Here is a 23106-nt window from a genome sequence, read left to right on the forward strand (position 1 = left end):
CGCAACTCTACTCCGCCCCGGTGTCGTACTGCATCTGCTGTTTCGGGAAGTCGGCCTTGGGGCCGATGGCCTTGCGGTCGCGCTTGAACGACGGGTCGCTCTGCATGTACAGCGACAGCAGCCTGGCCACCGCCTCCAGGCTGCGGATGTGGGTGCGTTCCCAGCCGTGGCTGCCGTCGACCGCGAAGCACACCAGCGCCGTGCGGATGTCGTTGCCTGCCTCCAGCGCCGAGGCAGCGTCGGAGCGGTAGTAGCGGAAGACGTCGCGCGTGTGCTCAATGCCGAACTTGCGGCAGATGTCGATCAGCCGCCGCGTCAGGTGCCAGTCGAACGGCCCCGACATGTCCTGCATGGTGATGGTGGCGCCGTACTCGCTGGTGTTCTGCAGCGGCGCGATGGTGCCGTTGTCCACCGACACCATCTCCGCCACGTCGCCGTGCAGGACGTGGGAGGCGCCGACGCCCACTTCCTCCGAGATGGTGAACAGCAGGTGGCAGTCCACCGGCAGTTCCACGCCCTCGTCCTTCACCGCCTTGGCGGCGGCCAGGATGGCGGCGACGCCGGCCTTGTCGTCCAGATGGCGGGAGTTGATGAAGCCGTTGGCGGTGATCTCCGGCGCCGCGTCGATGGAAACATGGTCGCCGACGTTGATGCCGAGGGATTGCAGATCCTTCAGACTGTGGCAGACCTCGTCGATGCGCACTTCCAGGTTCTCCCAGCACGACGGCTGGGTGTCGATTTCCTCGTTGTAGACGTGGCCGGACGCCTTCAGCGGCAGGATAGTGCCGCGGAAGGTCTTGCCGTCGTCGCAGTAGAGGGTGCAGCGGGCGCCCTCGGCGAAGCGGGCCGACCAGTGGCCGATCATCGCCATGGACACCCGGCCGTTGTCCTTCAGCCGCTTGACGATGGCCCCCAGGGTATCGATGTGGCCGATGATGGCGCGGTCGGGGCTGTAGCGGGTGCCCGACAGGTTGGCGCGGATGGCCCCCCGGCGCGTCAGTTCGTAAGGAATGCCGAGGGCTTCCAGTTCCTCGCACACCACATGCACGATCACGTCGGTCATGCCGGTGGGCGAGGGCGTGTTGAGCAGGCGCAGCAGCACCCGCTGCAGATAGTCGGTATCGACGTCCAGGCGTCGCAAGGCTCAGGCTCCTCCTGGTCGGTGGTCGCTACGGTCGCCGATGGGCGCGAAGCGGGTCTGCGGGAACAGCAGGTCGATGAAACGCTCCGCCGTCGGCTGCGGCTCATGGTTGGCGAGGCCGGGGCGCTCGTTGGCCTCGATGATGACGTAGTCGGGACCGCTGACATCGGGCACCAGGAAGTCGAACCCGACCACCGGGATGTCCAGCGCCCGCGCCGCCAGCACGGCGGCTTCCACCAGGGCGTGGTGCAGGCGGTCGGTGACGTCGTGGATGGTGCCGCCGGTGTGCAGGTTGGCGGTCTTGCGGACGTTGATCTGGCGGCCGTCCGCCGGCACGTCGTCCCAGGCGATGCCCTCCAGGCCGAGGCAGCGTTCGGTCTCGGCATCCAGCGGGATGCGGCTTTCGCCGCCGGTGGCGGCGGCACGGCGGCGGCTTTGCGCCTCGATCAGCTCGCGCACCGTGTTGCGGCCGTTGCCGACGATGCAGGCCGGCTTGCGCACGGCGCCGGCCACCACCTTGCTGTCGATGACGATGATGCGCAGGTCCTCGCCCTCGCAGAATTCCTCCAGCAGCACGGTGTCGCAGACGCGGCGGGCGGCCTTGATGGCGGCGGCCATGGCGGCTTCGTCGCGGATGTCGACGGAAATGCCCTGGCCCTGCTCGCCGCGCGCCGGCTTGACCACGATGCGGCCGCAGGAGGCGAGGAACTCGGCGTTGTCGTCGGCGCTGCCGGCGCGGCGCTGCTTGGGCACCCGCAGGCCGGCGCGGGCGAGCAGGCGGCGGGTCACCGCCTTGTCGTCGCAGCGCGACAGGGCGACGGCCGAGGTCAGCTCGCTCAGGCTCTCGCGGCAGACGATGGAGCGGCCGCCGAAGGTGAGGGCGAAGTAGTTGGCTTCCTCGTCGATCACCTCCACCCCGATGCCGCGGCGGCGGGCCTCGTCGACGATGATGCGGGCGTAGGGGTTGAGGTTGGCCTCCGGCTCCGGGCCGATGAACAGGCGCTCGTTGATGGAGTTCTTGTGCTTCAGGGTGAACACCGGCACCCGCTCGAACCCCAGCTTGGTGTAGAGGCGGATGGCGCTGTCGTTGGTGTGCATGACCGACAGGTCCATGAACGCCCGCCCGCGCGCCTGGTAGTGCTCCGCCAGCTGGCGCACCAGCGCCTCGCCGACGCCGGGCAGGGCGGTCTGGCTGTCCACAGCCAGCGCCCACAGGGACGAGCCGTTGTCCGGGTCGGTGAAGGCGCGGGAGTGGTCGACGCCGGTGGTGACGCCGATCACCCGGCCGCTCGCATCCTCCACCGCCACCAGCACGGTCAGCACCCGCGAGTTGCGGTTGGCCCACAGGAAGTCCTCGCGGAAGGGCACCATGCGGCGGCTGACGTAGATGCGGTTGACCTGCTCCGCCTCCGCCGGCGTCTGGATCAGGCGGACGTGAAAGCCCGCCGGCCGCCGCCGCGGCGGGCGGTAGCGGTTGAGCCACAGGCGGAAGGTGTGGCTGGGGTCGAGGAACAGGTCCTGCGGCGCATGGGCCAGCGCCACATGCGGGTCGCGCAGGTAAAAGGCGATGTCTCGCTGGCCGGCCCGTTCCTGGCGCAGCACATCGGCCACCTTGCGGGGATCTTCGAAGGTCTGGGCGAAGATCAGGCGGCCCCAGCCGCATTCCACCACCACGTCGCGCTCCATGGCCTGGGCGGCGGGGTTCTTCGGCATGTCGCCCCAGTTCTTGAGCGACGGCGAGCTGAAACGGTCAAGGCGGTGGTTCTGCGGCGGCGACGACTGCTTGCGGGCCATGGGCGGATCAGACCTTCTGCGCGGAACGGGCGGCGGCGGAGCGGGCGGCGGCGGTCATCACAGGCCGTGGGTCTGCAGCCACATTTCCAGCAGCGCCACCTGCCACAGCTTCGACCCGCGCAGGGGCGTGATGTGGTCCTTGGGCGCCGCCAGCAGGGTGTCGACGTAGTCGGGGTTGAACAGCCCGCGGGAGCGGGCGGCGTCGCTGGTCAGGTGGTCGCGCACGAACTCCAGGTACGGCCCCTCGATGTACTTGAGCGCCGGCACCGGGAAGTAGCCCTTGGGGCGGTCGATCACCGCCGACGGGATGACCTTGCGCGCCGCTTCCTTCAGCACCCACTTGCCGCCGTCGCGGACCTTGTGCTCGGCGGGAATGCGGCCGGCCAGTTCCACCAGTTCGTGGTCGAGGAAGGGCACGCGGGCTTCCAGGCCCCAGGCCATGGTCATGTTGTCCACCCGCTTCACCGGGTCGTCCACCAGCATGACGGTGGTGTCCATGCGCAGCGCCTTGTCCACCGCCCGGCCGGCGCCGGGGCGGGCGAACTGGTCGCGGATGAAGGCCAGGCTGTGGTTGTCGCCGACGAAGCGCGGATCGACCGCCCGCGCGTACTCCTCCTGGCCGCGGTCGCAGAACACGCGGGCGTAATCGGCCACCGGGTCGGTGCTGTCCAGCAGCGGCGGGTACCAGTGATAGCCGCCGAACACCTCGTCGGCGCCCTGGCCGGACTGCACCACCCGCACATGCCGGCTGACCTCCTGGCTGAGCAGGTAGAAGCCGACGTTGTCGTAGGAGACCATGGGCTCGCTCATGGCGGCGAAGGTCTTGGGCAGGGTCTCCAGCAGGCGGCTGCTCTCGACGAAGATGCGGTGGTGGTCGGTGCCGTAGTGGCGGGCGATGATGTCGGAATACTGGAACTCGTCGCCCTTCTCGCCGCCTGCCGCCTCGAACCCGACGGAGAAGGTGGCGAGCCCGTGCTGGCCCTGTTCCGCCAGCAGCCCGACGATGAGGCTGGAATCGAGCCCGCCGGACAGCAGCACCCCCACCGGCACGTCGGCCACCAGCCGGCGGCGAACCGCCAGGCGCAGGGCGTCCATCACCATCTCCTGCCATTCCTCCGGCGAGCGGCGGAGATCGTCGCCGGCTGGCTCCACCGTCAGATCCCAGTAGCGGCGGCTGGTGCGGCTGCCGTCGGCCTCGACGGTCAGGATGGTGGCGGGCGGCAGCTTGCGCACGCCCTTCAGGATGGTCAGCGGCGCCGGCACCACGGCGTGGAAGCTCATGTAGTGGTGCAGGGCGACCGGGTCGATGTCGGTGTCGATGCCCTCGCGCCCCGCCGCCAGCAGCGCCGGCAGCGACGAGGCGAAGCGCAGGCCGCCGTCCACCTCTGCCAGATACAGCGGCTTGATGCCCAGACGGTCGCGGGCGAAGGTGACGCGGCCGCCGTCCCGTTCCCAGATGGCGAAGGCGAACATGCCGTGGAAGCGGGTGACGCAGTCGGCGCCCCAGGCGTGGAAGGCCTTCAGGATTACTTCCGTGTCGCCGTGGCTGAAGAAGCGGTAGCCCTTGGCCTCCAGCTCGCCGCGCAGCTCGGGATAGTTGTAGATGCAGCCGTTGAAGACGATGGCGAGCCCGAGATCGGGGTCGACCATGGGCTGCTGGGCGCTGTCCGACAGGTCGATGATCTTCAGGCGGCGGTGGCCGAAGGCGACGCGGCCCTGGGCGAACAGGCCGGCGGCATCGGGGCCGCGGTCCTGCATCCGCCCTGCCATGCGGGCCACTGCCGTGGCGTCCGCCGCACCGTGGTCGAACCGGATCTCGCCGCAAATGCCGCACATGCGCTGCCGTCTCCTGTGTCGTTCATGATCCTCAGCGGTCTGCCCCGACAACGCCTGAGCCGCCGCGATGGCCGAAACGTTTTGCCGCCGGGGTGGATTTCGTGCGGCTTTGTAGGCAGAACGAAGTGGAGTAAACTGCGGCCTCCGGTTTTGCCGGCCTCTCCGTCGGGATGCGCGGGGCGGGCCGTGGGGGAGCATTGCCTGTTGGCGGTCTGCAAGGTTCTGGTCATCGACGACAACCCGTCCGATGCCGCGCTGGTCCAGTTCGAACTGGAGGACGCGGCACCCGGCGTCTATGAGGTTTCGGGTGCCGAAACCCTGGCCGAGGGCCTTGCCCTGGTGGCGGAACGGCCGTTCGACATCGCCCTGCTGGACATGGGCCTGCCCGACAGCCGCGGCATCGACACCGTGCGGCGGTTCATTGAGGCGGCGAGCGACCTGCCGGTGGTGGTGCTGACCGGCCTGGACGACCCCCACATCGGCCTGCAGGCGGTGCAGACCGGCGCCCAGGACTTCCTCATCAAGGGGCAGGTGCGCGGCGAGTTGCTGGAGCGCGCCATCGCCTATGCCCGCGAGCGCAAGCGGGTGGAAGGGGAGCTGCGCGAAAACGAAAAGCGCCTGCGCACCATCCTGGAGACCAGTCCGGTTGGTGTCGCCATGTCGCGGCTGGACGGCACGCTGCTGTTCGGCAACTCCCGCCTGGCGGAGATGACCGGCATCGCGGTGGAGGAAATCCCGAGCCGCCGCGCCCAGGACATGTATGCCGACATCGCCGACCGCGACGCCCTGGTGCGGGTGGTGGCGCGCGGCGGCGAGGTGCGCGACCGCGAGGTGCTGCTGCGCCACGCCGACGGCGAACCGTTCTGGTCGCTGCTGTCCATGCAGCCGATCCAGTACGAGAACGATTACGCCCTGCTGATCTGGCTCTACGACATCTCCACCCGCAAGCAGGCGGAGGAGGCGCTGCGCCTCGCCAAGGAACATGCCGAGGCGGCGGCCCGCGCCAAGTCGGAGTTCGTGGCGGTGATGAGCCACGAGATCCGCACCCCCATGAACGGCATCCTCGGCATGGTGCGGCTGCTGCTGGAAAGCCCGCTCAGCGAGGAACAGCGCGACTGGGCGGAAACCATCCGCTATTCCGACGAAGCGCTGATGGCCATCCTCAACGACGTGCTCGACCTGTCCAAGCTGGAGGCCGGGCGCATGCAGCTGGACGAGGTGCCGTTCGATGCCGCCCGCCTGACCGGCAGCGTCGTCAACCTGCTGGAGGGACGGGCGCGGGAGAAGGGGCTGGTGCTCGGCCTGCGCGCCGACGACGACGTGCCGCCGGTGCTGGTGGGCGATGCGCCGCGGCTGCGGCAGGTGCTGCTCAACCTCATCAGCAACGCCATCAAGTTCACCGAGCGGGGCGAGGTGATCGTCCGCATCGGCCGCACCTTCGGGCTGCCGGGTCTGCCCGAGGGCGCCGCCGGCATCCGGTTCGAGGTGTCCGATACCGGCATCGGCATTCCGCCGGAGGCTTGCCAGCGGCTGTTCAGCGCCTTCAGCCAGGCCGACAGCTCCATCGCGCGTCGCTACGGCGGCACCGGCCTCGGGCTCGCCATCTGCCAGCGGCTGGTGGACCTGATGGGCGGCCGCATCGGCGTGCTGAGCCTGGAGGGCAAGGGCAGCACCTTCTGGTTCGAGGTGCCGCTGCACCCCGGCAGCGAAGCCGTGGCCCTGCCGCCGCCGGAGGCGCCGGAGGATGCGCCGGAGGCCGACGGCGCGGCGCCCCTGCATGTGCTGGTGGCGGAGGACAACGTGGTCAACCGCAAGGTCGCCACCGCTTTCCTGGAGCGCCGCGGCCATCGGGTGACGGTCGCCTGCGACGGCTACGAGGCGGTGGCCCAGGCCGGGCGCGGCGGCTTCGACGTGGTGCTGATGGACGTCAACATGCCGGGCATGGACGGCTACGAGGCGACGCGGCGAATCCGCGCGTTGCCCGACGGACGCGGTCAGGTGCCGGTGGTGGCGCTGACCGCCAGCGCCCTGCGGGGGGAGGAGGACCGCTGCCGCGCCGCCGGCATGGACGCCTACCTCTCCAAGCCCGTCGACCCCGACCACATGGAACAGGTGCTGCGCGATACCGTGCGCCGCGCCACCGCCCTGTGCAGCGGCCGCCCGGCGACGGCGACCGAGGCCGGCATGGGGCCGGGAGCGATGGCTGCTGCGGCTGCTGCGGCTGCGGCAGCGGCAGCGGCAGGGCCGGCCCTGGGGTCGTCGGCGCACCCGGCGCTGCCGGCGCCGGACGAGTCGGCGGTGGTGCTGGAGCCCGAGACGCTACGGTCGCTCGAAAGCCAGCTGGGGCTCGATTACATGACGGAACTGCTGCGCGAGTACGTCGGCCAGGCGCGGCGGCAGGTGGAGATGCTGGCCGGCGCCGACGCCGACCCGGCGCTGCCGGAGGTCATCCGCGCCGCCCACGATCTCAAGTCCACCTCGGTCAACTTCGGGTTCCTGTGGCTGGGCGCCCTGGCCGAACGGGTGGAAGCCGCCTGCCGCAGCGGCGACACCGCCGCCGCGCGGGCGCTGGCGCCGCAACTGGAGGACCGCCTGGATCGTACCCTGCAGGCGCTGGCCGAGGCCTACCCGGACATCACCGTGGCGGCCGCATGAAGCGCCCCAACGGGTGGCTGAACCATGGTATAATGCGCCCGACCGTCCCGCATAGGCCATCCTATCCATTTGCGGTGTGCGGCAACTGCGGGTAGGGTGTTGCGGTTGCGGGACTTTCGGGGGCGGGGCATGTGGTCTTCGGGGGCCGGCAGCATCCCGCATCCATGCAGTGGGGAAGGGCCGTGGTGCCTAAGGGGACGAACATCCTGTTGGTCGAGGACAATCCGGGCGATGCCCGATTGATCCAGGTTCTGCTGGCCGAGGAAGCCGGGGCGGAATTCCACCTGACGCATGTGGAACGCCTGGCCGACGCCTGCGAACTGGTGAAGCAGGAGGAGTTCGCCGCCGTCCTGCTCGACCTCTCGCTGCCCGACAGCCACGGCCTGGACACGGTGAACGGCCTGCGGCGGTCCGGCCCCGACATTCCCATCGTCATCCTGTCCGGCCTCGACAACGAGGAAGTGGCCCTGGCGGCGCTGCAGTCCGGCGCCCAGGACTACCTGGTCAAGGGCCGCGCCGACGGCATGCTGCTGAAGCGCTCCATCCTCTACGCCATGGAGCGCCACCGCACCCGCAAGCAGCTGCTGCTGGCCGAAGCCGCCTTCAACTGCACCGACACCGGCATCATGGTGATGGACGCCGGCTGGCGGGTGATTCGCGTCAACCCGGCGTTCACCCGCGTCACCGGCTACGTCGCCGACGAGGTGGTGGGCCACAAGCCGCTGGTGCTGTCCTCGGGCGTCCACGACCCCGAGTTCTACGACGACCTGTGGCGGTCGCTGGACGAACAGGGCGCCTGGGAAGGCGAGATCTGGAACCGCCGCAAGAACGGCGAAGTCTACCCCGAATGGCTGCGCATCAACGCGGTGGCGGACGAGCAGGGCGGCATCACCGGCTATGTCGCCATCATGTCCGACATCACCCACCGCAAGAAGGCGGAAACAGAACTGCTGCGGCAGGCGACCCGCGATCCGCTCACCGGCCTCGCCAACCGCCAGCTGTTCATGCATGTGCTTGATGACAGCATCGAGCGGGCGGGCTCGCTGGAACGCTCCTGCGCCGTGCTGTTCATCGACCTGGACGGCTTCAAGGACGTCAACGACCGCTGGGATCACGCCGTCGGCGACGAACTGTTGAAGGAAGTGGCGCGGCGCCTGCGCGGGTCGGTGCGCGTGTCCGACGAGGTGGCGCGCCTCGGCGGCGACGAGTTCACCGTGGTGCTGACGGAAGTGCGCGAAACCCAGGACGCCGCCCGGGTGGCGGAAAAGATTGTTTCCGCCGTCGCCCAGCCCTATGCCCTGTCGGCCGGCGAGGCGCATGTGTCGGCATCGGTGGGCATCGCCGTCTACCCGGCCGACGCCACCAGCGCCGAGGATCTGGTGCGGGCGGCGGACCAAGCCATGTATGCCGCCAAGCGCGCCGGCAAGAACCGGTACCGTTTCTACGAGGGGCAGCCGCCGGCTCCGACCAAGGTCGTAGCCGGATGACCACTGGTTGTGAGACGGGAAGTATGCGACATTATCTGCTTTCGGGCGGGATGAGCCGTCCGCAACAAAAAACACCGTTTCGGAATCGGAGTGACGAGGGGTATGGCGCTCAACGGCAACGTGGTGGGGACCATGGAAATCCTGCTGGTCGAGGATAACCCGGGTGATGCCCGCCTCGCCGCGGAAGCCTTCAAGGAAGGCAACATCCCGACTCAGCTGCATGTGGTGCAGGACGGCATAGAGGCCATGTCCTTCCTGCGCCGCGAGTCGCCCTATGGCGAAGTGCCGCGGCCCGACCTCGTGCTGCTCGATCTCAACCTGCCGCGCAAGGACGGGCGCGAGGTGCTGGCCGAGATCAAGGAAGACCCTCACCTGCGCCGCATTCCGGTGATCGTACTGACCACCAGCCAGGCGGAGACGGACATCTCCCGTTCCTACGAGCTGCATGCCAACTGCTACATCGTCAAGCCGGTGGACTTCGACCGCTTCATCGACGTGGTGCGCGGCATCGAGGATTTCTGGTGCTCGCTGGTCAAGCTGCCGCCGACCGGCTGAGGCCGTCCTCGTAGCCCTCAGCCGGAAGGGACCGGCCCCAGCGATTCCGTCCTGGTGCCGGTCCCCTCTGGCGTTGCCTCGACCGTCCCCGCCTCCGTAATGGCGGCGGCCTGTTCCACCACCGCCAGCATGTCGTCGATGCGGATGAACTTGTCGCGCGGGCGGGTGCCGTCGCCGGCCGCCCGTTCCGCCGCGTCGATCTGCTGCCAGCCGGCGAAATCCACCACCCGGAAGCCGCGCGCCTGCAGCAGCCGTTCCAGTTCGCTGCCGCCGGGGCGCGGCGTGTCGACGGTGCGCAGGTAGGCGAGGGCCTGCTCCGCCGCCTCGCGGGCGCTGGCCCGGTTGGCGCCGATGACGCCGCGCGGTCCGTGCCGGGCCCAGCCGGCCACGAACAGCCCCGGCTCCACCACCCCGTCCACATTGGCGATGACGCCGCGCTCGTCGTCGAGCGGCAGACCGGGGAAGGGCGTGGCGCGGTAGCCGATGCAGGTGACGACGGTACCGACGGCAAGGCTGGTGGTGGTCTGGCCTGACGGCCGCGCTCCCCCGGCGCCGGACAGGGCCGTCGGCGTCCGCTCCGCCAGCAGGCCGGTGACGCCTTCCACCACATTGCCCAGGATGGCACGCGGGGCGTGGCGGAACAGGAAGTGGACGCGCACCCGCGGATCATCCGCCGCCGCCGCCGCTGTCGCGTCGGCGAAACCGCGCAGGATGTCCAGGTTGCGCTTCACGCGGCGGGCATCGCGCGGGTCGATGGCCGCGGGCACATCGGCCGGCAGGTCGGCGGCCTGCACCACCGGCCGGGCGCCGGACAGTTCCCCCATCTCGCGCAGCTCGGCGGAGGTGAACTGCGCCTCCAGCGGGCCGCGGCGGCCGAGCAGGTAGATGTCGGTCAGCGGCGAGGCGGCGATGGCCTCGGCGGCCGGGCGGGCGAGGTCGGTCACCGCCATCTCGCCCGGCGTCAGCGCCAGGATGCGCGCCACATCCAGCGCCACGTTGCCGTTGCCGATCACCGCCACCCGCGGACCGGGGATGCGCGGGGCGAGGCGGGCCCAGTCGGGATGGCCGTTGTACCAGCCGACGAAGGCGGCGGACCCGTAGACGCCGGGCAGATCCTCTCCGGGCACGTTCAGGCGGCGGTCGCCGGCGGCGCCGACCGCCAGCACCACGGCATCGTACAGCCGCCGCAGTTCGGTCAGGTCGACATCCTCCCCCACCCGCACGTTGCCGACGAAGCGGACGCCATGGCTGGTGAACAGCGGTTCGAACTGCCGCACGACGCTCTTGGTCTTCTGGTGGTCGGGCGCGACGCCGCCGCGCACCAGTCCGTAGGGGGTGGGCAGGCGGTCGATGACGTCGACGGTCACCAGGGGAGCCTGGCGCCGGATTTCCTCCGCCGCATACAGCCCGGTCGGGCCGCTGCCGATGATGCAGACGCTGCCGTGGACCGCCATGCCGTCACCTCCTCGCGGCCGGATGGAGCCTCCAGTCTACCCGACCCGCCGACGATGGTTAAGCAGGAAGGTCGGGTTTGGCCGCCGCGTTCACAGGGGTGAACCGCCGTTCACATTCGTGCTCCAGGACGGGGTAGGCAGCGGCCCCGGTCGGGAATACCATCAGGATGACTGGGGAGATGCCGCCGCCGGGGAGGACCGGAAGGCGGCGCAGCGGCGGGAGGCTGGTCATGAGCGTCCGGGAACTGGAGCGTTTCGCGCGCGACCTGCATCGCGACCCCGCCCTTTACGATGCCGCCCTGGCCGCCGGTGACGCCTGCCAGTCGGTGGCTGCGCTCGCGGATTTCCTGCGCCGCCAGGGCTACGACATCGGCGCCTGCGATCTGGCGGCGGCGCCCGCCCTGCCGGACACCGGGGCCGACGGCGGCGGCGAGCGATGACGACCGCCGTGACGGGCGGCGGCGGCATCCCCGCCCGATGACCCCTTGCGGGCCTCGGCAGGGCTTCGCTACCCTCGTGCTGCACAACCATAAGAACATGCAGCAGGAGGCGTCCTTCCGTGCCCTTTTACGCCATTGACGGGGTGATCCCGGTCGTCCACCCCAGCGCCTATGTCCACCCCACCGCCGTGCTCATCGGCGACGTCATCGTCGGGCCGCGCTGCTATGTCGGCCCCGGCGCCTCCATGCGCGGCGATTTCGGCCGCCTGATCATGGAGGACGGCGCCAACCTGCAGGACAACTGCACCATGCACGGCTTCCCCGGCACCGACACGGTGATCGAGGTCGACGGCCATATCGGTCACGGCGCCGTGCTGCACGGCTGCCGGGTGTCGCGCAACGCCCTGGTCGGCATGAACTGCGTGGTCATGGACGGCGCCGTGGTGGGCGAGGGCGCCATCGTCGCCGCCTGCGCCTTCGTCAAGGCCGGGCAGGAAATCCCCGCCCGCACCCTGGCCGCCGGCATCCCGGCGAAGATCCTGCGCGACCTCAGCGATGACGAGATCGCCTGGAAGGCGGCCGGCACCCGCGACTACCAGAACCTGGTGCTGCGCTCCGCCCGCTCCATGGTGGAGGTGCGGCCGCTGACCGAGATGGAGGAAGGCCGCCCCCGCTACGACGGCGGCGAGGCCAAGCCCAAGGGCTCCGGCGGCTGATGCCATGATCCCCGCCGACGACCCGTTCTTCGTGCTCCACCAGGGCCTGCGCCGCGAAGGACCGGGCACCGACGCCACCACCCGCGACGCCCTGCGCCGCCTGCCGCCGCTGCCGGAGCGGCCGGTGGTGCTCGATCTCGGCTGCGGTCCTGGCGGCCAGACGCTGGTGGTGGCGGAGACGCTGCGCACGGTGGTCACCGGCGTCGACCTGCACGCCCCCTTCCTGCGCCAGCTGGAAGCGGCGGCCGGCCGGCGCGGGCTGGCGGAACTGATCCGCACCCGGCGGGAGGACATGCGCCAGCTGTCCGACCCGGCGGACAGCGTCGACCTGATCTGGTCGGAGGGCTCGGCCTATGCCATCGGCTTCGGCGATGCGCTGGCGCTGTGGCGGCGGGTGCTGAAGCCGGGCGGCCTGGTGGTGGTGAGCGAATTGGCGTGGCTGGTGCCGCCCGAGGCCCGCCCCAAGGAGACGCAGGAGTTCTGGGCCGAGGCCTATCCCGCCATGACGACGCCCGAGGCCAACGAGCGCACGGCGGTCGGCCTCGGCTATCAGCCGGTGGATCGCTGGGTGATGGCGCCGGGCGACTGGTGGCCCGACTACTACACGCCGCTGCGGCAGCGCTGCCAGGAGTTGATGCCGGCGGCGGAGCACGATCCGGCGCTGATGGCGGTGGTGGCCGAACAGATGCGCGAGATCGAGGTCTTCGCCGCCTCCGCCAACAGCTGTTCCTATGTCTTTCACATCCTGCGAAGGCGTTGACGCGCAACGTTTTCCATACCGGCGCCGCGAAATGTGAACGAAACCTGCGCGCCGGCGCCTTGACGGCGCCCGCTGCCGTCCCGACTCTTAAGGCGCGCGCGGCGGCCGGAGATCCGGCGCCGGGCGCACCCCCAGCACGGAAACGGGAGACGACGACATGAAGCATCGCCTCACCAGCCTGTATCTCGGCGCCCTGGCGCTGGCCGTCACGGTCGCCACCTTCGTGGCCGCCAACCCGGCCATCGCGGCCTGCACCAAGCAGCACACCACCTGACGACGGCGCCGTCGCGTCTGACCAAGCACAGCCCCGGCGGCCCCAATGGTCGCCGGGGCTGTGTGCGTCAGCCGCCGGACTCGATTTCCTCGCGCAGCATCTCCAGTTCCAGCCAGCGTTCCTCCGCCTGTTCCAGGTCGCTGCGGGCGGCGTCCAGGGCTTCGGCGGTCTTCTGGAAGGCGGCCGGGTCGCGCTGATAGAGGTCGCCTTCGGTGAGGCGGGTGTTCAGCGTCTCCACCTTGGCCGTCAACTCCTCGATCTGCTTCGGCAGCAGTTCCAGGTCGCGCTGCTGCTTGTAGCTGAGCTTGGCGGTGCGGGGCTTGGGCTTTTCCGCCGCCGCCTTGGGGGCGGGCGTGGCCTTGTCGGCGGGTTTCTGCCGATCCTCCGCCACCGGCGCGGCGCCGCCGCGCTGGGCCATCATGTCGGTGTAGCCGCCGGCGTATTCGATGGCGGTGCCGTCGCCCGGCACCAGGATGGTGGAGGTCACCACGCGGTCGAGGAAGTCGCGGTCGTGGCTGACGATCAGCAGCGTGCCGTCGTACTCGGACAGCACTTCCTGCAGCAGGTCGAGCGTATCCATGTCGAGGTCGTTGGTCGGCTCGTCGAGCACCAGGAAGTTGCTGGGCCGCGCCAGGGTCTTGGCCAGCAGCAGGCGGTTGCGCTCGCCGCCCGACAGGCTGGAGACGGGGCTGCGGGCCTGGGTGGCGTCGAACAGGAAGTCCTTCATGTAGCCGACCACGTGGCGCGGCGTGCCGCGCACGTTGATGTGGTCGCCGCCGCTGTCGGCCAGGGTGTCCCAGATGGTCTTGTCGAGGTCGAGCGTGCTGCGCCGCTGGTCCAGGTAGACCATGCTGAGGTTGGTGCCGAGCCGCACGCGCCCTTCGTCGGCATCCAGCTGGCCGGTGAGGATCTTCAGCAGGGTGGACTTGCCGGCGCCATTGGGGCCGACGATGCCGATCTTGTCGCCGCGCAGGACACGGATGCGGAAGTCGCGCAGGATGGTGCGGTCGCCGAACCGCTTGGCGACGCCCTCCGCCTCGATCACCAGCTTGCCGGAGGCCTGGCCGGTTTCCGCCTCCATGGTGACGGAGCCGGTGCGGGCGAGGCTCTGGGCGCGTTCCTGGCGCAGGCTTTCCAGCCGGTTGAGGCGGCCCATGTTGCGGCGCCGGCGGGCGGGCAGGGTGCGGTGAGCCCAGACCGCTTCCTCGGCGATCAGCTTGTCGAGCTTTTCCAGTTCCGCCGCCTCGCGCGCCATCTCTTCCTCCGACCAGCGGTCGAAGTCCCGGAAGCCGGCGTCGTTGCGGCGCACGACGCCGCGGTCGAGCCAGAAGGTGGTGTTGGTCAGGCGGTTGAGGAAGGCGCGGTCGTGGCTGATGAGCACGAGGCCGCCGCGGAACTTCAGCAGTTCCTCTTCCAGCCACTGGATGGTCGGCAGGTCCAGGTGGTTGGTGGGCTCGTCCAGCAGCAGGATGTCGGCGCCGGAAACGAACAGCCGGGCGATGGCCGCCCGCCGCCCCTCGCCGCCGGACAGGGTGGACGGGTCCATGTCCGGCGTCAGGCCGACCGCATCCAGCAGGATGTCGACCTTGTGCAGGTCGTCCGCATGGGCCGCCGACAGGCCGGCGGCGACATAGTCATGGACGGTGGCGAAGCCGGAAACGTCCGGCTCCTGCGGCAGGTAGGCGACGGTGATGCCCGGCTGCACCCACACCTCGCCGCCGTCCGGCTGCACGACGCCGGCGGCGATCTTCAGCAGGGTGGACTTGCCCGAGCCGTTGCGGCCGACCAGCGAGACGCGGTCGCCGCGCCCGACCGCCACCTCCACGCCGGTGAAAAGCGCCTTGTCGCCCAGCGACAGGTGGATGTCCTTGAGCGTGAGAAGCGGGGGAGCCGGGGGCACGGGAAACCTCGTCGCAGCGGATGGCCGGGCCGCCTATGTAGCACCGCCGCACCCCCGGCATCAACGCGGGCGCCGTCAGTTCATGCGCGCGGCCGGCCCCTTGCGCCGCAGCGGGCGCACCGCCTCGTCGTCGGCGATGGTGTCGGCGGCGATCCACGGCTCGATCCAGAAGCGGCGGAAGGAGGTGCCGATGGATTCGTCGCGCACCAGAAATTCCGCCTGCGCCAGCGACATGGGGCCGCTCATGCCGCGTTCGCGGGTGATCGAATTGCTCCAGCAGACCCGATAGAGCCGGCACTGGACCGTGTGGCCTTGCGTCGGTTCCGTTCTCATCATCTGGACCACCTCCTTGTGGATCTTGGTGGGACTGACGTCCGGGCGGCGAGATCCCGAAAACCGGCACTATGGTCTGAGGTCATCGCCGTTGGAGATTATAACAAAAGATAAGGATGAAAGATCCCCACGGGAGGAGGGCTTATTCTTATTTCCTGCCGGGCTTACGCCTGTCGCCTGTCCGGGCGGAGCGGAGTCGGCCGTTGCTGCGGCTTTCGGCGTCGGCGGCTGTCGACCTGTGGTGGAGGGTGGGCGGGCGTTGGGTGCGCAGGCGGTTCCGCCGCTGCCCCCTGCCGCCGTCGCAACCCGGTGCCGCGCCTGTGTCACTGGCGACTGCGGGCGCCGCGGTCTATGGTGGGGGGAACATCGCCATTCGGGGGCGGGAGGGAGCCATGACCGAGATTCTGACCCGCGAAGCCGTGGTCGACGACATCGTCACCGAACTGCGCCGCACCTTCCTGGACGAGGCCGGCGAGGTGCTGCGCGGGCTGGAACTGCTGGTCGAGGATGCCCGCCACGGCCGCGTGAAGACCGACCAGATGGTGCACGAGGTGCGGCGCGCCGCCATGCGCCTGCGGGGCGAGGCCGCCAACCTGGGCCTCGGCCTCATCGGGGCGGTGGCGGCGCGGCTGGAGGACTACCCGGCCGGGGTGCGCCACCTGCCGCCGCGCGCCTTCGAGGACCTGGAACACTTCATCGAAACCCTGCTCGACATCGTCGAGGGCCGCCTGCCGCTGGAGACGGAAGCCGCCCGGCTGGTCCGCCGCCTGCCGCCCAAGGCGGGCTTCTCGGTGGGCGACATCGAGGTACGGGACGTCGAGGTGCTGCTGGTCATGCCCTACGGCGCCGCCGCCCATTTCGTCGAGCGCGAGCTGCAGCAGTGCGGCTACCGCACCCACACCATCGCCAACACCTTCGACGCCCTGGCGGTGGTGGTGCGCACCAAGCCCGACCTGGTCATCGTCGGCGCGGTGATGCCGGAACTGTCGGGCATCGACCTGGTGATCGGCCTGCATTCCATGCCGGCCACCCGCAACACCCCCACCGCCCTCATCACCAGCCTGCCGCCCGACGACGATTACCTGAAGCTGCTGCCGAAGGACGTGCCGGTCATCCACAAGGGGCCGCAGTTCGGCGATGATCTGGCGGAGGCGCTGGACCGGCTGTTCCTGATCTGACGACGGCAGAGCGGCCCTGGCGCCGGCGCCGCCGGCATCCCACTATGAAGGGGCGTTCACTCCCGCCGCGAAAGGAAGGCAGCCCGCATGCAGCAGCGCCCGCTCGGCCGTACCGGCCTCACCGTCTCCGCCCTCTGTCTCGGCACCATGACCTGGGGCGAGCAGAACACCGAGGCCGAGGCCTTCGACCAGATGGACCTGGCGCGCGAGGGCGGCGTCAATTTCCTTGATGCGGCCGAGATGTACCCGGTCAGCCCGCGCGCCGAGACCCAGGGCCGCACCGAGGAAATCCTCGGCCGCTGGCTGAAGAGCCGCGGGTGCCGCGACCGTCTGGTGGTGGCGAGCAAGGTCGCCGGTCCCGGCGGCATGGAGTGGATCCGCGGCGGCGGCCGGCGGCTCGACCGCGCCAACATCCTGGCGGCGGTGGAAGGCAGCCTGAAGCGGCTGCGGACCGACGTCATCGACCTCTACTACCTGCACTGGCCCGACCGGCCGACCAACTACTTCGGCCGCCTCGGCTACCAGCACCAGCCCGATGCCGAGTTCGTAGCGCTGGAAGACAGTCTGGCGGCCCTGCAGGAGTGCGTGCAGGCCGGCAAGATCCGCCACATCGGCCTGTCCAACGAAACGCCGTGGGGGCTGATGCGCTCCGTCGCCCTGGCCGAGAGCCGCGGCCTGCCGCGCCCGGCGGCCATCCAGAACCCCTACAACCTGCTCAACCGCAGCTTCGAGGTGGGGCTGGCGGAATGCGCCATCCGCGAGGACGTCGGCCTGTGCGCCTACAGCCCGCTCGGCTTCGGGGTGCTGAGCGGCAAGTACCTGGACGGCCGCCAGCCGCCGGGCGCCCGCCTGACCCTGTTCCCGCAGCGCTATGGCCGCTACGTCAAGCCGCGCGGGGTGGCGGCGACCGGCAAGTACGTGGACATCGCCCGCCGCCACGGGCTCGATCCGGCGCAGATGGCGCTGGCGTATGTGACGGCGCAGCCCTTCGTCACCTCCACCATCATCGGCGCCACCACCCTGGACCAGCTGCGCAGCAACCTGGACAGCGCCGACCTGACCCTGCCGGCCGAGGTGCGGGAGGAGATCGAGGCCGTTCACGCCGACAATCCCAACCCCTGCCCCTGAGGCCGACCCGCAACAGCGGCACGCATCGGCGGGAAGACAACCGGCGGCCGTCGCGGGTAGACTGCGGCGGCCGTCCGATTCCTGAAGTGATGCGTGAAAGGTCTCGTCCATGTACCTGGACATCAAGCGGTCCGTCTTCGGCGCCATCCCCTTCGACAACGACTTCAGCCACATGCTGCTGGGGCTGGTGGTACTGCTGGTGACGGTGGTGGTGTTCCGCCGCCCCATGGGCCACTGGCCGACCCTGGCGCCGGTGGTGCTGCTGTCGCTGGCCATGGAACTGGTGGATGCGCTGCTGTACGGCCAGCGCGCGGCGGCGGCGGCGCACGATTTCGTGGCCGCCTGCCTGGTGCCGGCTGTGCTGGTGGTGGTGTTCCGCCAGGGCTGGGCCCGCGCCTGACCTCAGGCGCTCTCCGCCTGCGGCTGCGCCTGGGGCGATGCCACGGCATAGGGCTCCAGCACCCGGTCGGGCGGGAAGCGGACGCTGACGGTGGTGCCGGCGCCGGGCGTACTGGCGATGGCGAGGCTGCCGCCGTGCAGTTCCGCAAAGGCGCGGGCGAGCGGCAGGCCGAGGCCGGTGCCTTCGTAGCGGCGGCCGAGGCCGGTATCCACCTGCACGAAGGGCCGCAGGGCGCGGTCGATGTCCTGCGCCGTCATGCCGATGCCGGTGTCGGCGATGGCCAGCAGCAGGTGGCCGCTCGGCTCGCGGCTGAGGCTGATGGTGATGTGTCCGCCGTTCGCGCCGCTGCCGGTGAAGCGGACGGCGTTGGACAGCAGCTTGACCAGCATCTGCTCGATGCGGCGGCGGTCGCCGCGCAGGGCCGGGGCGCGGCGGGGCAGGTCCAGGCTCACCTGGGGGGCGTCGCTGCCGGGCGGCGGCGCGGTGAGGGTGAGGGCGCGCTCGATGCAGGCGGTCAGTTCCACCCGGTCGTCGGCCACGGTCAGGCGGCCGGCCTCGAACCGCGCCATGTCGAGGATGTCGTCGATCACCGCCAGCAGGTGGCCGCCGGACCGGTGGATGTTGGTGGCATAGTCGCGGTAAGCGCCGGTGGCGCCGGGGCCGAGCAGGTCGTTCTCGATCATCTGCGCGAAGCCGATGATGGCGTTGAGCGGCGTGCGCAGCTCGTGGCTCATGTTGGCCAGGAACTCGGTCTTGGCGCGGTTGGCGGCCTCGGCGGCATCGCGGGCGCGTTGCAGGTCGGCGGTGCGGTCCGCCACCTCCTGCGCCAGCTGGTCGCGGTGGACGGCCAGTTCCGCCTTGGCGGCGGCCAGTTCCTGCAGGGCGGCATGGCGGGCCGTGATGTCCACCATCCAGGCGACGATGGCCGGCGCGCCGTCGAATTCCGCCATCACCGAATGCTCCAGCACCCACACCGGCGTGCCGTCGCGGCGGCGGTAGCGGTATTCCATGTCGAGCGCCAGGCCGTCGCGGGTCAGGCGCTCCATCTGCGCCGCCCGGTCGGAGGGGTCTTCATAGAGGGCGCAGACATCGAACTCCGCCGCCTCGCCGGCCGCCAGACCGAACAGGGTGCGGAAGGCGGTGTTGGTGAAGATCAGCCGGCCGCCGGGCTCCACCACGCAGGCGGCCACCGGGCTGCCGTCGAGCATGTGGCGCAGGCGGGCCTCGCCAGCGACGGCCTCGGCGGTGCGGGCGGCGATGCGCTGTTCCAGGTCGGCATTGGTGGCGGCCAGCGCCGCCACCGCCTCGCGCCGCTCGCGCATCAGGGCGGCGAAGGGCAGGGCGCAGACGGCGAAGGCGGTCAGCACCATGGCCAGCGGCATCAGGTCGAGCACGCCGGTCACCTCGCCCCACACGCTGGTGCCGCTGACGGTGGCGACCCAGGCGACGGCGGCCACGGCGGTGAGGGCGGCGGAGGTCTTGGCGGCCGACAGGGCGGCGACCGTCAGCAGCACCGGCAGCACCAGAAAGGGCAGGGCCGGTCCCACCCCGGCGTGGCCCGGCCCGGCGGTGAAGGTGACGGCGGCCAGTGCCGCCATGGCGCCCCACAGCAGCAATCGCCCGGCCCCGCGCCATGCGGCGATGCGCAGGCCGCCGGCGGTGGCGGCGATCACCGGCGGGGCGATCACCGCGACGGCGACGAAATGGCTGATGCTCCAGCGCAGCAGGGAGCCTTCAAAGGCTTCATGGGCGCGCGACCCGCCGGCCAGGATGATCTCCGCCAGCGCCCCGAGGGCGGCGGTCCACACGGCGAAACTGCCCGCCGCCAGCCCGACGAAGGCAAGCACCCCGCGCAGGCTGAACAGGAGATCGGCCGGCCGGTCATCGACGGCATAGCGGGCGTAGACCGAGGCCCAGGCGGCGGCAAAGGCCACGCAGACGGTGACGCCGAGCGCCAGCCACGGGGCATCCGGCCGCAGCCAGCTGACCGCCAGCGCCAGGCCGATCATGGAGCCGGGCAGCAGCCGCAGCCCGCCGGCCAGCACCGCCGCCGCCGCCACGCCCGAGGCCGGCGCCAGAACCGCCTGCCAGGCATCGGAAACGATGGGCAGACCGGCGGAAGCCAGACCGATCAGGGCGCAGACAAGGGCCACGCCCACATTGGCGAGTGCGACGACCAGCATGTCACGATGCCTCGTGCGTGCGTCGGGCCCGGAACCGGGTGGCGGCGCTGTGGGAGCTGCAGACAAGGCTACGCCCGAAAGACCCTGCGGGAAATCGGGAAAAGGGCATAGGCCACTTGTCGAGGGCAGGCCTTACCTATGGCAGGTTCCCGGCCGCCACGGTGCGCAGCACCGCCTCCAGCGCCCGCCCGCCCTCGACCGCCGGGCCGGAGTTGTCGAGGGTCACCAGGGCCGGGTGCTCCACCTGGAAGGCGGCGGCGCGGGCCAGCCGTTCCAGGATCTGCTCCGGCGTCTCGCGGCCGCGGGCGATGAGGCGGCGGCGCAGTTCGTCCAGGCCGACGCGGATCACCACCGGCACCATGTCGGGGTAGCGCTCCGCCGCCTGCGGCAGATGCCCGCGGGAGCCGTTGACCACCACCGTCAGCCCGGCGTCCAGCCACAGGTCGATCTCCCGCCCGATGCCGTAGCGCAGGCCGTGGCTGTCCCAGGTGAGGGCGAACAGGCCGTGGCGGGCGCGCAGGTCGAATTCCGCCGCCGTCAGCGCCACATGCGCCTCGCCGCCGGCATTGGCGGGGCGGGTGATGTAGCGGTGGGCGAAGACCACAGGGGCGCCGCCGTCCAGCGCCGCACGGGCGAGGTCGATGAGCGTGTCCTTGCCCGCGCCAGACGGGCCAAGGATATAGACGAGACGGCCTTTGTTCATGGCGGGATTTACTACACCGCAGCATTGATGCTGACAAGCTAGACGACGGCACTTGGATGTCTGCTCGCGAATGTTCGCGGTTCGGTCTGTTTCATTGAACTTTCATCCGCCGGTCGCGAAAGAGTCGCCATCGACGGGTATATCCTTCGGCCATAGCCCACCGCAGAGAGGAAGGCGCCGTGGCCGCCATTGCCGTTTCCCAGCTGAGCAAGTCGTTCCAGCGCGATCACCGCGCCCTGGCGGACGTCGCCCTGTCGGTGGCGGACGGGGAGATGGTGGCGCTGATCGGGGCCTCCGGCTCCGGCAAGTCGACCCTGCTGCGGCACCTGTCCGGCCTCACCGTCGCCGACCGCAACGGCGGTGCCGCGCGGGTGGAGATCCTGGGCCGCACCATGCAGGCCGGCGGCCGCGTCAGCCGCGACGCCCGCGCCATCCGCGCCGATGTCGGCATGGTGTTCCAGCAGTTCAACCTGGTCGGCCGCCTGAGCGTGCTGACCAACGTGCTGATCGGCACCCTCGGCCGCATTCCGGGCTGGCGCGGCACCCTCGGCCTGTTCTCGGCGGAGGAGAAGCGCGACGCCATGCGGGCGCTGGCCCGCGTCGGCATGGCGGACTATGCCGCCCAGCGCGCCTCCACCCTGTCCGGCGGCCAGCAGCAGCGCGTCGCCATCGCGCGGACGCTGATGCAGAAGGCGCGGGTGATCCTGGCCGACGAGCCCATCGCCTCGCTCGACCCCGCCTCCGCCAACATGGTGATGGAGGCGCTGGCCACCATCAACCGCGAGGACGGCATCACCGTGGTGGTGTCGCTGCACCAGGTCAACTACGCCGCCCGCTACTGCCCGCGCACGGTCGCCATGCGCGCCGGACAGGTGGTGCACGACGGCCCCTCGACCGTGCTGACGCCTGCCTTCCTCACCGATCTTTACGGCGCCGACAGCGAGGAACTGCTGATCGATGCCGACCACGACCTGGAGGCCGACCGCTCCGCCGCCGCGGTGCGTCCGGCCTTCGCCCATTGATCCGCGCCCATCGTCTTCATCCAGTCCTGAACGGGAGTGTCTCCGCCATGCAGTTCCGCACCCTTGTTGCCGCCGCCTCGGTCGCGGCCGTCACCCTGGCCGGCAGCGCCGGCGCCTTCGCCGCCGACATGCCGAAGGAGCTGAACTTCGGCATCATCTCGACCGAAGCGACCCAGAACCTGAAGCAGACCTGGACGCCCTTCCTCTCCGACATGGAGAAGGCGACCGGCATGAAGATCAACGCCTTCTTCGCCCCGGACTACGCCGGCATCATCGAAGGCATGCGCTTCGGCAAGGTGGATGTGGCGTGGTACGGCAACAAGTCGGCCATGGAAGCGGTGGACCGCGCCGGCGGCGAGATCTTCGCCCAGACCGTCGACGTCGAGGGCAACCCCGGCTACTGGTCGCTGCTGGTGACCCACAAGGACAGCCCGCTGAACAGCCTGGACGACGTGCTGAAGTGCGACAAGTCGCTCACCCTCGGCTACGGCGATCCCAACTCCACCTCCGGCTTCCTGGTGCCGTCCTACTACGTCTTCGCCCAGAACGGCGCTGATCCGAAGACCTGCTTCTCGGCCGTGCGCAACGCCAACCACGAGACCAACCTGCTCGCCGCCGCGACCAAGCAGGTGGACGTCGCCACCAACAACACCGAGAACCTGCGCCGCATGCAGGTCACCCACCCGGACATGGCCAAGGACATCAAGGTGATCTGGCGCTCGCCGCTGATCCCGTCCGACCCGCTGGTGTGGCGCGGCGAACTGGCCGCCGACGCCAAGGCCCGCATCATGACCTTCATCATGAGCTACGGCCGCATCGGCACCCCGGCGCAGCTGGACACCGAGCGCAAGATCCTGGCCGACCTCGGCTGGGCGCCGTTCCAGCCGTCGTCCAACGCCCAGCTGATCCCCATCCGCCAGCTGGAGCTGTTCAAGAACCGCGCCAAGATCGAGGCCGCCGAGGGCATGAGCGCCGAGGAGAAGAAGCAGAAGCTGGCCGAGATCGACCAGCAGCTGGACGCGCTGCAGGCCGAAGCCGCCAAGCAGCCCAAGACCGCCTCCTGACCCTGACCTGACCCACGGCGCCGCCTCCTCCCTTGTATGTCTTGCCCAGCGTCGGCAGTAAGCTGCGCGAGGCTGGTGAAGGG

The 23106-nt window shown here is 70.3% G+C and carries 19 protein-coding genes; 11 read left to right on the top strand and 8 right to left on the bottom strand.

Going from position 1 to position 23106, the window contains the following annotated elements; genetic code table 11:
- Positions 1-7: 7 nt before the first annotated feature.
- From ABD056_RS16500 to ABD056_RS16510, 3 genes are read right to left on the bottom strand one after another with little or no spacing between them, the layout of a single operon-like run.
- Positions 8-1141, bottom strand: a complete 1134-nt coding sequence (locus ABD056_RS16500; RefSeq protein ID WP_343868379.1) for an osmoprotectant NAGGN system M42 family peptidase — start codon at positions 1139-1141, stop codon at positions 8-10.
- A 3-nt stretch (positions 1142-1144) separates the two neighbouring features.
- Positions 1145-2935, bottom strand: coding sequence for an N-acetylglutaminylglutamine synthetase (gene ngg / locus ABD056_RS16505; protein WP_343868380.1), 1791 nt, complete (start codon positions 2933-2935; stop codon positions 1145-1147).
- 57 nt (positions 2936-2992) lie between these two features.
- Positions 2993-4771: an N-acetylglutaminylglutamine amidotransferase gene (locus ABD056_RS16510; RefSeq protein ID WP_343868382.1), complete on the bottom strand. Its 1779-nt coding sequence runs from the start codon at positions 4769-4771 to the stop codon at positions 2993-2995.
- A gap of 204 nt (positions 4772-4975) precedes the next feature.
- Here ABD056_RS16510 and ABD056_RS16515 point away from each other — a divergent pair, with 204 nt between their 5' ends.
- The 3 genes from ABD056_RS16515 (at position 4976) to ABD056_RS16525 (ending at position 9468) form a co-directional block, all read left to right on the top strand.
- Positions 4976-7426: a hybrid sensor histidine kinase/response regulator gene (locus ABD056_RS16515; RefSeq protein WP_343868383.1), complete on the top strand. Its 2451-nt coding sequence runs from the start codon at positions 4976-4978 to the stop codon at positions 7424-7426.
- A gap of 185 nt (positions 7427-7611) precedes the next feature.
- A complete protein-coding gene (locus tag ABD056_RS16520) occupies positions 7612-8913 on the top strand; it encodes a diguanylate cyclase domain-containing protein (RefSeq protein WP_343868385.1) in 1302 nt (433 codons plus the stop codon).
- 132 nt (positions 8914-9045) lie between these two features.
- Entirely contained in the window at positions 9046-9468 is a 423-nt protein-coding gene (locus tag ABD056_RS16525; RefSeq protein WP_343868406.1) for a response regulator, read from the top strand.
- 17 nt (positions 9469-9485) lie between these two features.
- Here ABD056_RS16525 and ABD056_RS16530 read toward each other — a convergent pair whose 3' ends face one another.
- Positions 9486-10922 (bottom strand): FAD-dependent oxidoreductase, encoded by a 1437-nt coding sequence (locus ABD056_RS16530; protein WP_343868387.1) that lies wholly within the window; start codon positions 10920-10922, stop codon positions 9486-9488.
- Between the two features lie 230 nt (positions 10923-11152).
- Between ABD056_RS16530 and ABD056_RS16535 the strand changes: the two genes are divergently transcribed.
- The 3 genes from ABD056_RS16535 to ABD056_RS16545 all read left to right on the top strand — a co-directional run bounded on the left by ABD056_RS16535 (position 11153) and on the right by ABD056_RS16545 (position 12838).
- Complete coding sequence (locus tag ABD056_RS16535; RefSeq protein ID WP_343868388.1) at positions 11153-11362, top strand: Nif11 family protein; 210 nt, start codon at positions 11153-11155, stop codon at positions 11360-11362.
- A gap of 119 nt (positions 11363-11481) precedes the next feature.
- Positions 11482-12078 (top strand): phenylacetic acid degradation protein PaaY, encoded by a 597-nt coding sequence (locus ABD056_RS16540; protein ID WP_343868390.1) that lies wholly within the window; start codon positions 11482-11484, stop codon positions 12076-12078.
- 4 nt (positions 12079-12082) lie between these two features.
- The gene (locus tag ABD056_RS16545; RefSeq protein ID WP_343868392.1) at positions 12083-12838 is read left to right on the top strand and encodes an SAM-dependent methyltransferase; all 756 of its coding nucleotides are present in this window, start codon (positions 12083-12085) and stop codon (positions 12836-12838) included.
- A gap of 341 nt (positions 12839-13179) precedes the next feature.
- Here the strand turns inward: ABD056_RS16545 and ABD056_RS16550 are convergent, their stop codons facing one another.
- Positions 13180-15012: an ABC-F family ATP-binding cassette domain-containing protein gene (locus tag ABD056_RS16550; protein ID WP_343868393.1), complete on the bottom strand. Its 1833-nt coding sequence runs from the start codon at positions 15010-15012 to the stop codon at positions 13180-13182.
- 75 nt (positions 15013-15087) lie between these two features.
- Positions 15088-15348 carry a hypothetical protein gene (locus tag ABD056_RS16555; RefSeq protein ID WP_343868395.1) on the bottom strand — a complete coding sequence of 87 codons (261 nt, stop codon included), beginning with the start codon at positions 15346-15348 and terminating at the stop codon, positions 15088-15090.
- Positions 15349-15737: 389 nt separating this feature from the next.
- Here ABD056_RS16555 and ABD056_RS16560 point away from each other — a divergent pair, with 389 nt between their 5' ends.
- The 3 genes from ABD056_RS16560 (at position 15738) to ABD056_RS16570 (ending at position 18051) form a co-directional block, all read left to right on the top strand.
- Positions 15738-16523: an Hpt domain-containing protein gene (locus ABD056_RS16560; protein ID WP_343868396.1), complete on the top strand. Its 786-nt coding sequence runs from the start codon at positions 15738-15740 to the stop codon at positions 16521-16523.
- A gap of 87 nt (positions 16524-16610) precedes the next feature.
- The gene (locus tag ABD056_RS16565; protein ID WP_343868397.1) at positions 16611-17651 is read left to right on the top strand and encodes an NADP(H)-dependent aldo-keto reductase; all 1041 of its coding nucleotides are present in this window, start codon (positions 16611-16613) and stop codon (positions 17649-17651) included.
- Between the two features lie 109 nt (positions 17652-17760).
- A complete protein-coding gene (locus tag ABD056_RS16570; protein WP_343868398.1) occupies positions 17761-18051 on the top strand; it encodes a hypothetical protein in 291 nt (96 codons plus the stop codon).
- 2 nt (positions 18052-18053) lie between these two features.
- On the opposite strand, the gene ABD056_RS16575 is transcribed toward ABD056_RS16570, so the two are convergent.
- Complete coding sequence (locus tag ABD056_RS16575) at positions 18054-20234, bottom strand: ATP-binding protein (protein WP_343868399.1); 2181 nt, start codon at positions 20232-20234, stop codon at positions 18054-18056.
- A gap of 136 nt (positions 20235-20370) precedes the next feature.
- Positions 20371-20937, bottom strand: coding sequence for a phosphonate metabolism protein/1,5-bisphosphokinase (PRPP-forming) PhnN (gene phnN, locus ABD056_RS16580; RefSeq protein ID WP_343868400.1), 567 nt, complete (start codon positions 20935-20937; stop codon positions 20371-20373).
- Positions 20938-21116: 179 nt separating this feature from the next.
- Here phnN and phnC point away from each other — a divergent pair, with 179 nt between their 5' ends.
- Positions 21117-21959, top strand: a complete 843-nt coding sequence (gene phnC / locus ABD056_RS16585) for a phosphonate ABC transporter ATP-binding protein (protein ID WP_343868401.1) — start codon at positions 21117-21119, stop codon at positions 21957-21959.
- Between the two features lie 47 nt (positions 21960-22006).
- Complete coding sequence (phnD, locus tag ABD056_RS16590; RefSeq protein ID WP_343868404.1) at positions 22007-23023, top strand: phosphonate ABC transporter substrate-binding protein; 1017 nt, start codon at positions 22007-22009, stop codon at positions 23021-23023.
- Positions 23024-23106: the final 83 nt, after the last annotated feature.

The sequence above is a fragment of the Caenispirillum bisanense genome (assembly GCF_039523075.1).
Lineage (GTDB): Bacteria > Pseudomonadota > Alphaproteobacteria > Rhodospirillales > Rhodospirillaceae > Caenispirillum > Caenispirillum bisanense.

Excerpts from the sequence above, each read along its gene's own strand:
- ngg (WP_343868380.1), bottom strand. The coding sequence starts at position 2,935 with ATGGCCCGCAAGCAGTCGTCGCCGCCGCAGAACCACCGCCTTGACCGT.
- ABD056_RS16510 (WP_343868382.1), bottom strand. The coding sequence starts at position 4,771 with ATGTGCGGCATTTGCGGCGAGATCCGGTTCGACCACGGTGCGGCGGAC.
- ABD056_RS16525 (WP_343868406.1), top strand. The coding sequence starts at position 9,046 with ATGGAAATCCTGCTGGTCGAGGATAACCCGGGTGATGCCCGCCTCGCC.
- ABD056_RS16530 (WP_343868387.1), bottom strand. The coding sequence starts at position 10,922 with ATGGCGGTCCACGGCAGCGTCTGCATCATCGGCAGCGGCCCGACCGGG.
- ABD056_RS16535 (WP_343868388.1), top strand. The coding sequence starts at position 11,153 with ATGAGCGTCCGGGAACTGGAGCGTTTCGCGCGCGACCTGCATCGCGAC.
- ABD056_RS16545 (WP_343868392.1), top strand. The coding sequence starts at position 12,083 with ATGATCCCCGCCGACGACCCGTTCTTCGTGCTCCACCAGGGCCTGCGC.
- ABD056_RS16555 (WP_343868395.1), bottom strand. The coding sequence starts at position 15,348 with ATGATGAGAACGGAACCGACGCAAGGCCACACGGTCCAGTGCCGGCTC.
- ABD056_RS16560 (WP_343868396.1), top strand. The coding sequence starts at position 15,738 with ATGACCGAGATTCTGACCCGCGAAGCCGTGGTCGACGACATCGTCACC.
- ABD056_RS16565 (WP_343868397.1), top strand. The coding sequence starts at position 16,611 with ATGCAGCAGCGCCCGCTCGGCCGTACCGGCCTCACCGTCTCCGCCCTC.
- ABD056_RS16570 (WP_343868398.1), top strand. The coding sequence starts at position 17,761 with ATGTACCTGGACATCAAGCGGTCCGTCTTCGGCGCCATCCCCTTCGAC.
- ABD056_RS16575 (WP_343868399.1), bottom strand. The coding sequence starts at position 20,234 with ATGCTGGTCGTCGCACTCGCCAATGTGGGCGTGGCCCTTGTCTGCGCC.
- phnN (WP_343868400.1), bottom strand. The coding sequence starts at position 20,937 with ATGAACAAAGGCCGTCTCGTCTATATCCTTGGCCCGTCTGGCGCGGGC.
- phnD (WP_343868404.1), top strand. The coding sequence starts at position 22,007 with ATGCAGTTCCGCACCCTTGTTGCCGCCGCCTCGGTCGCGGCCGTCACC.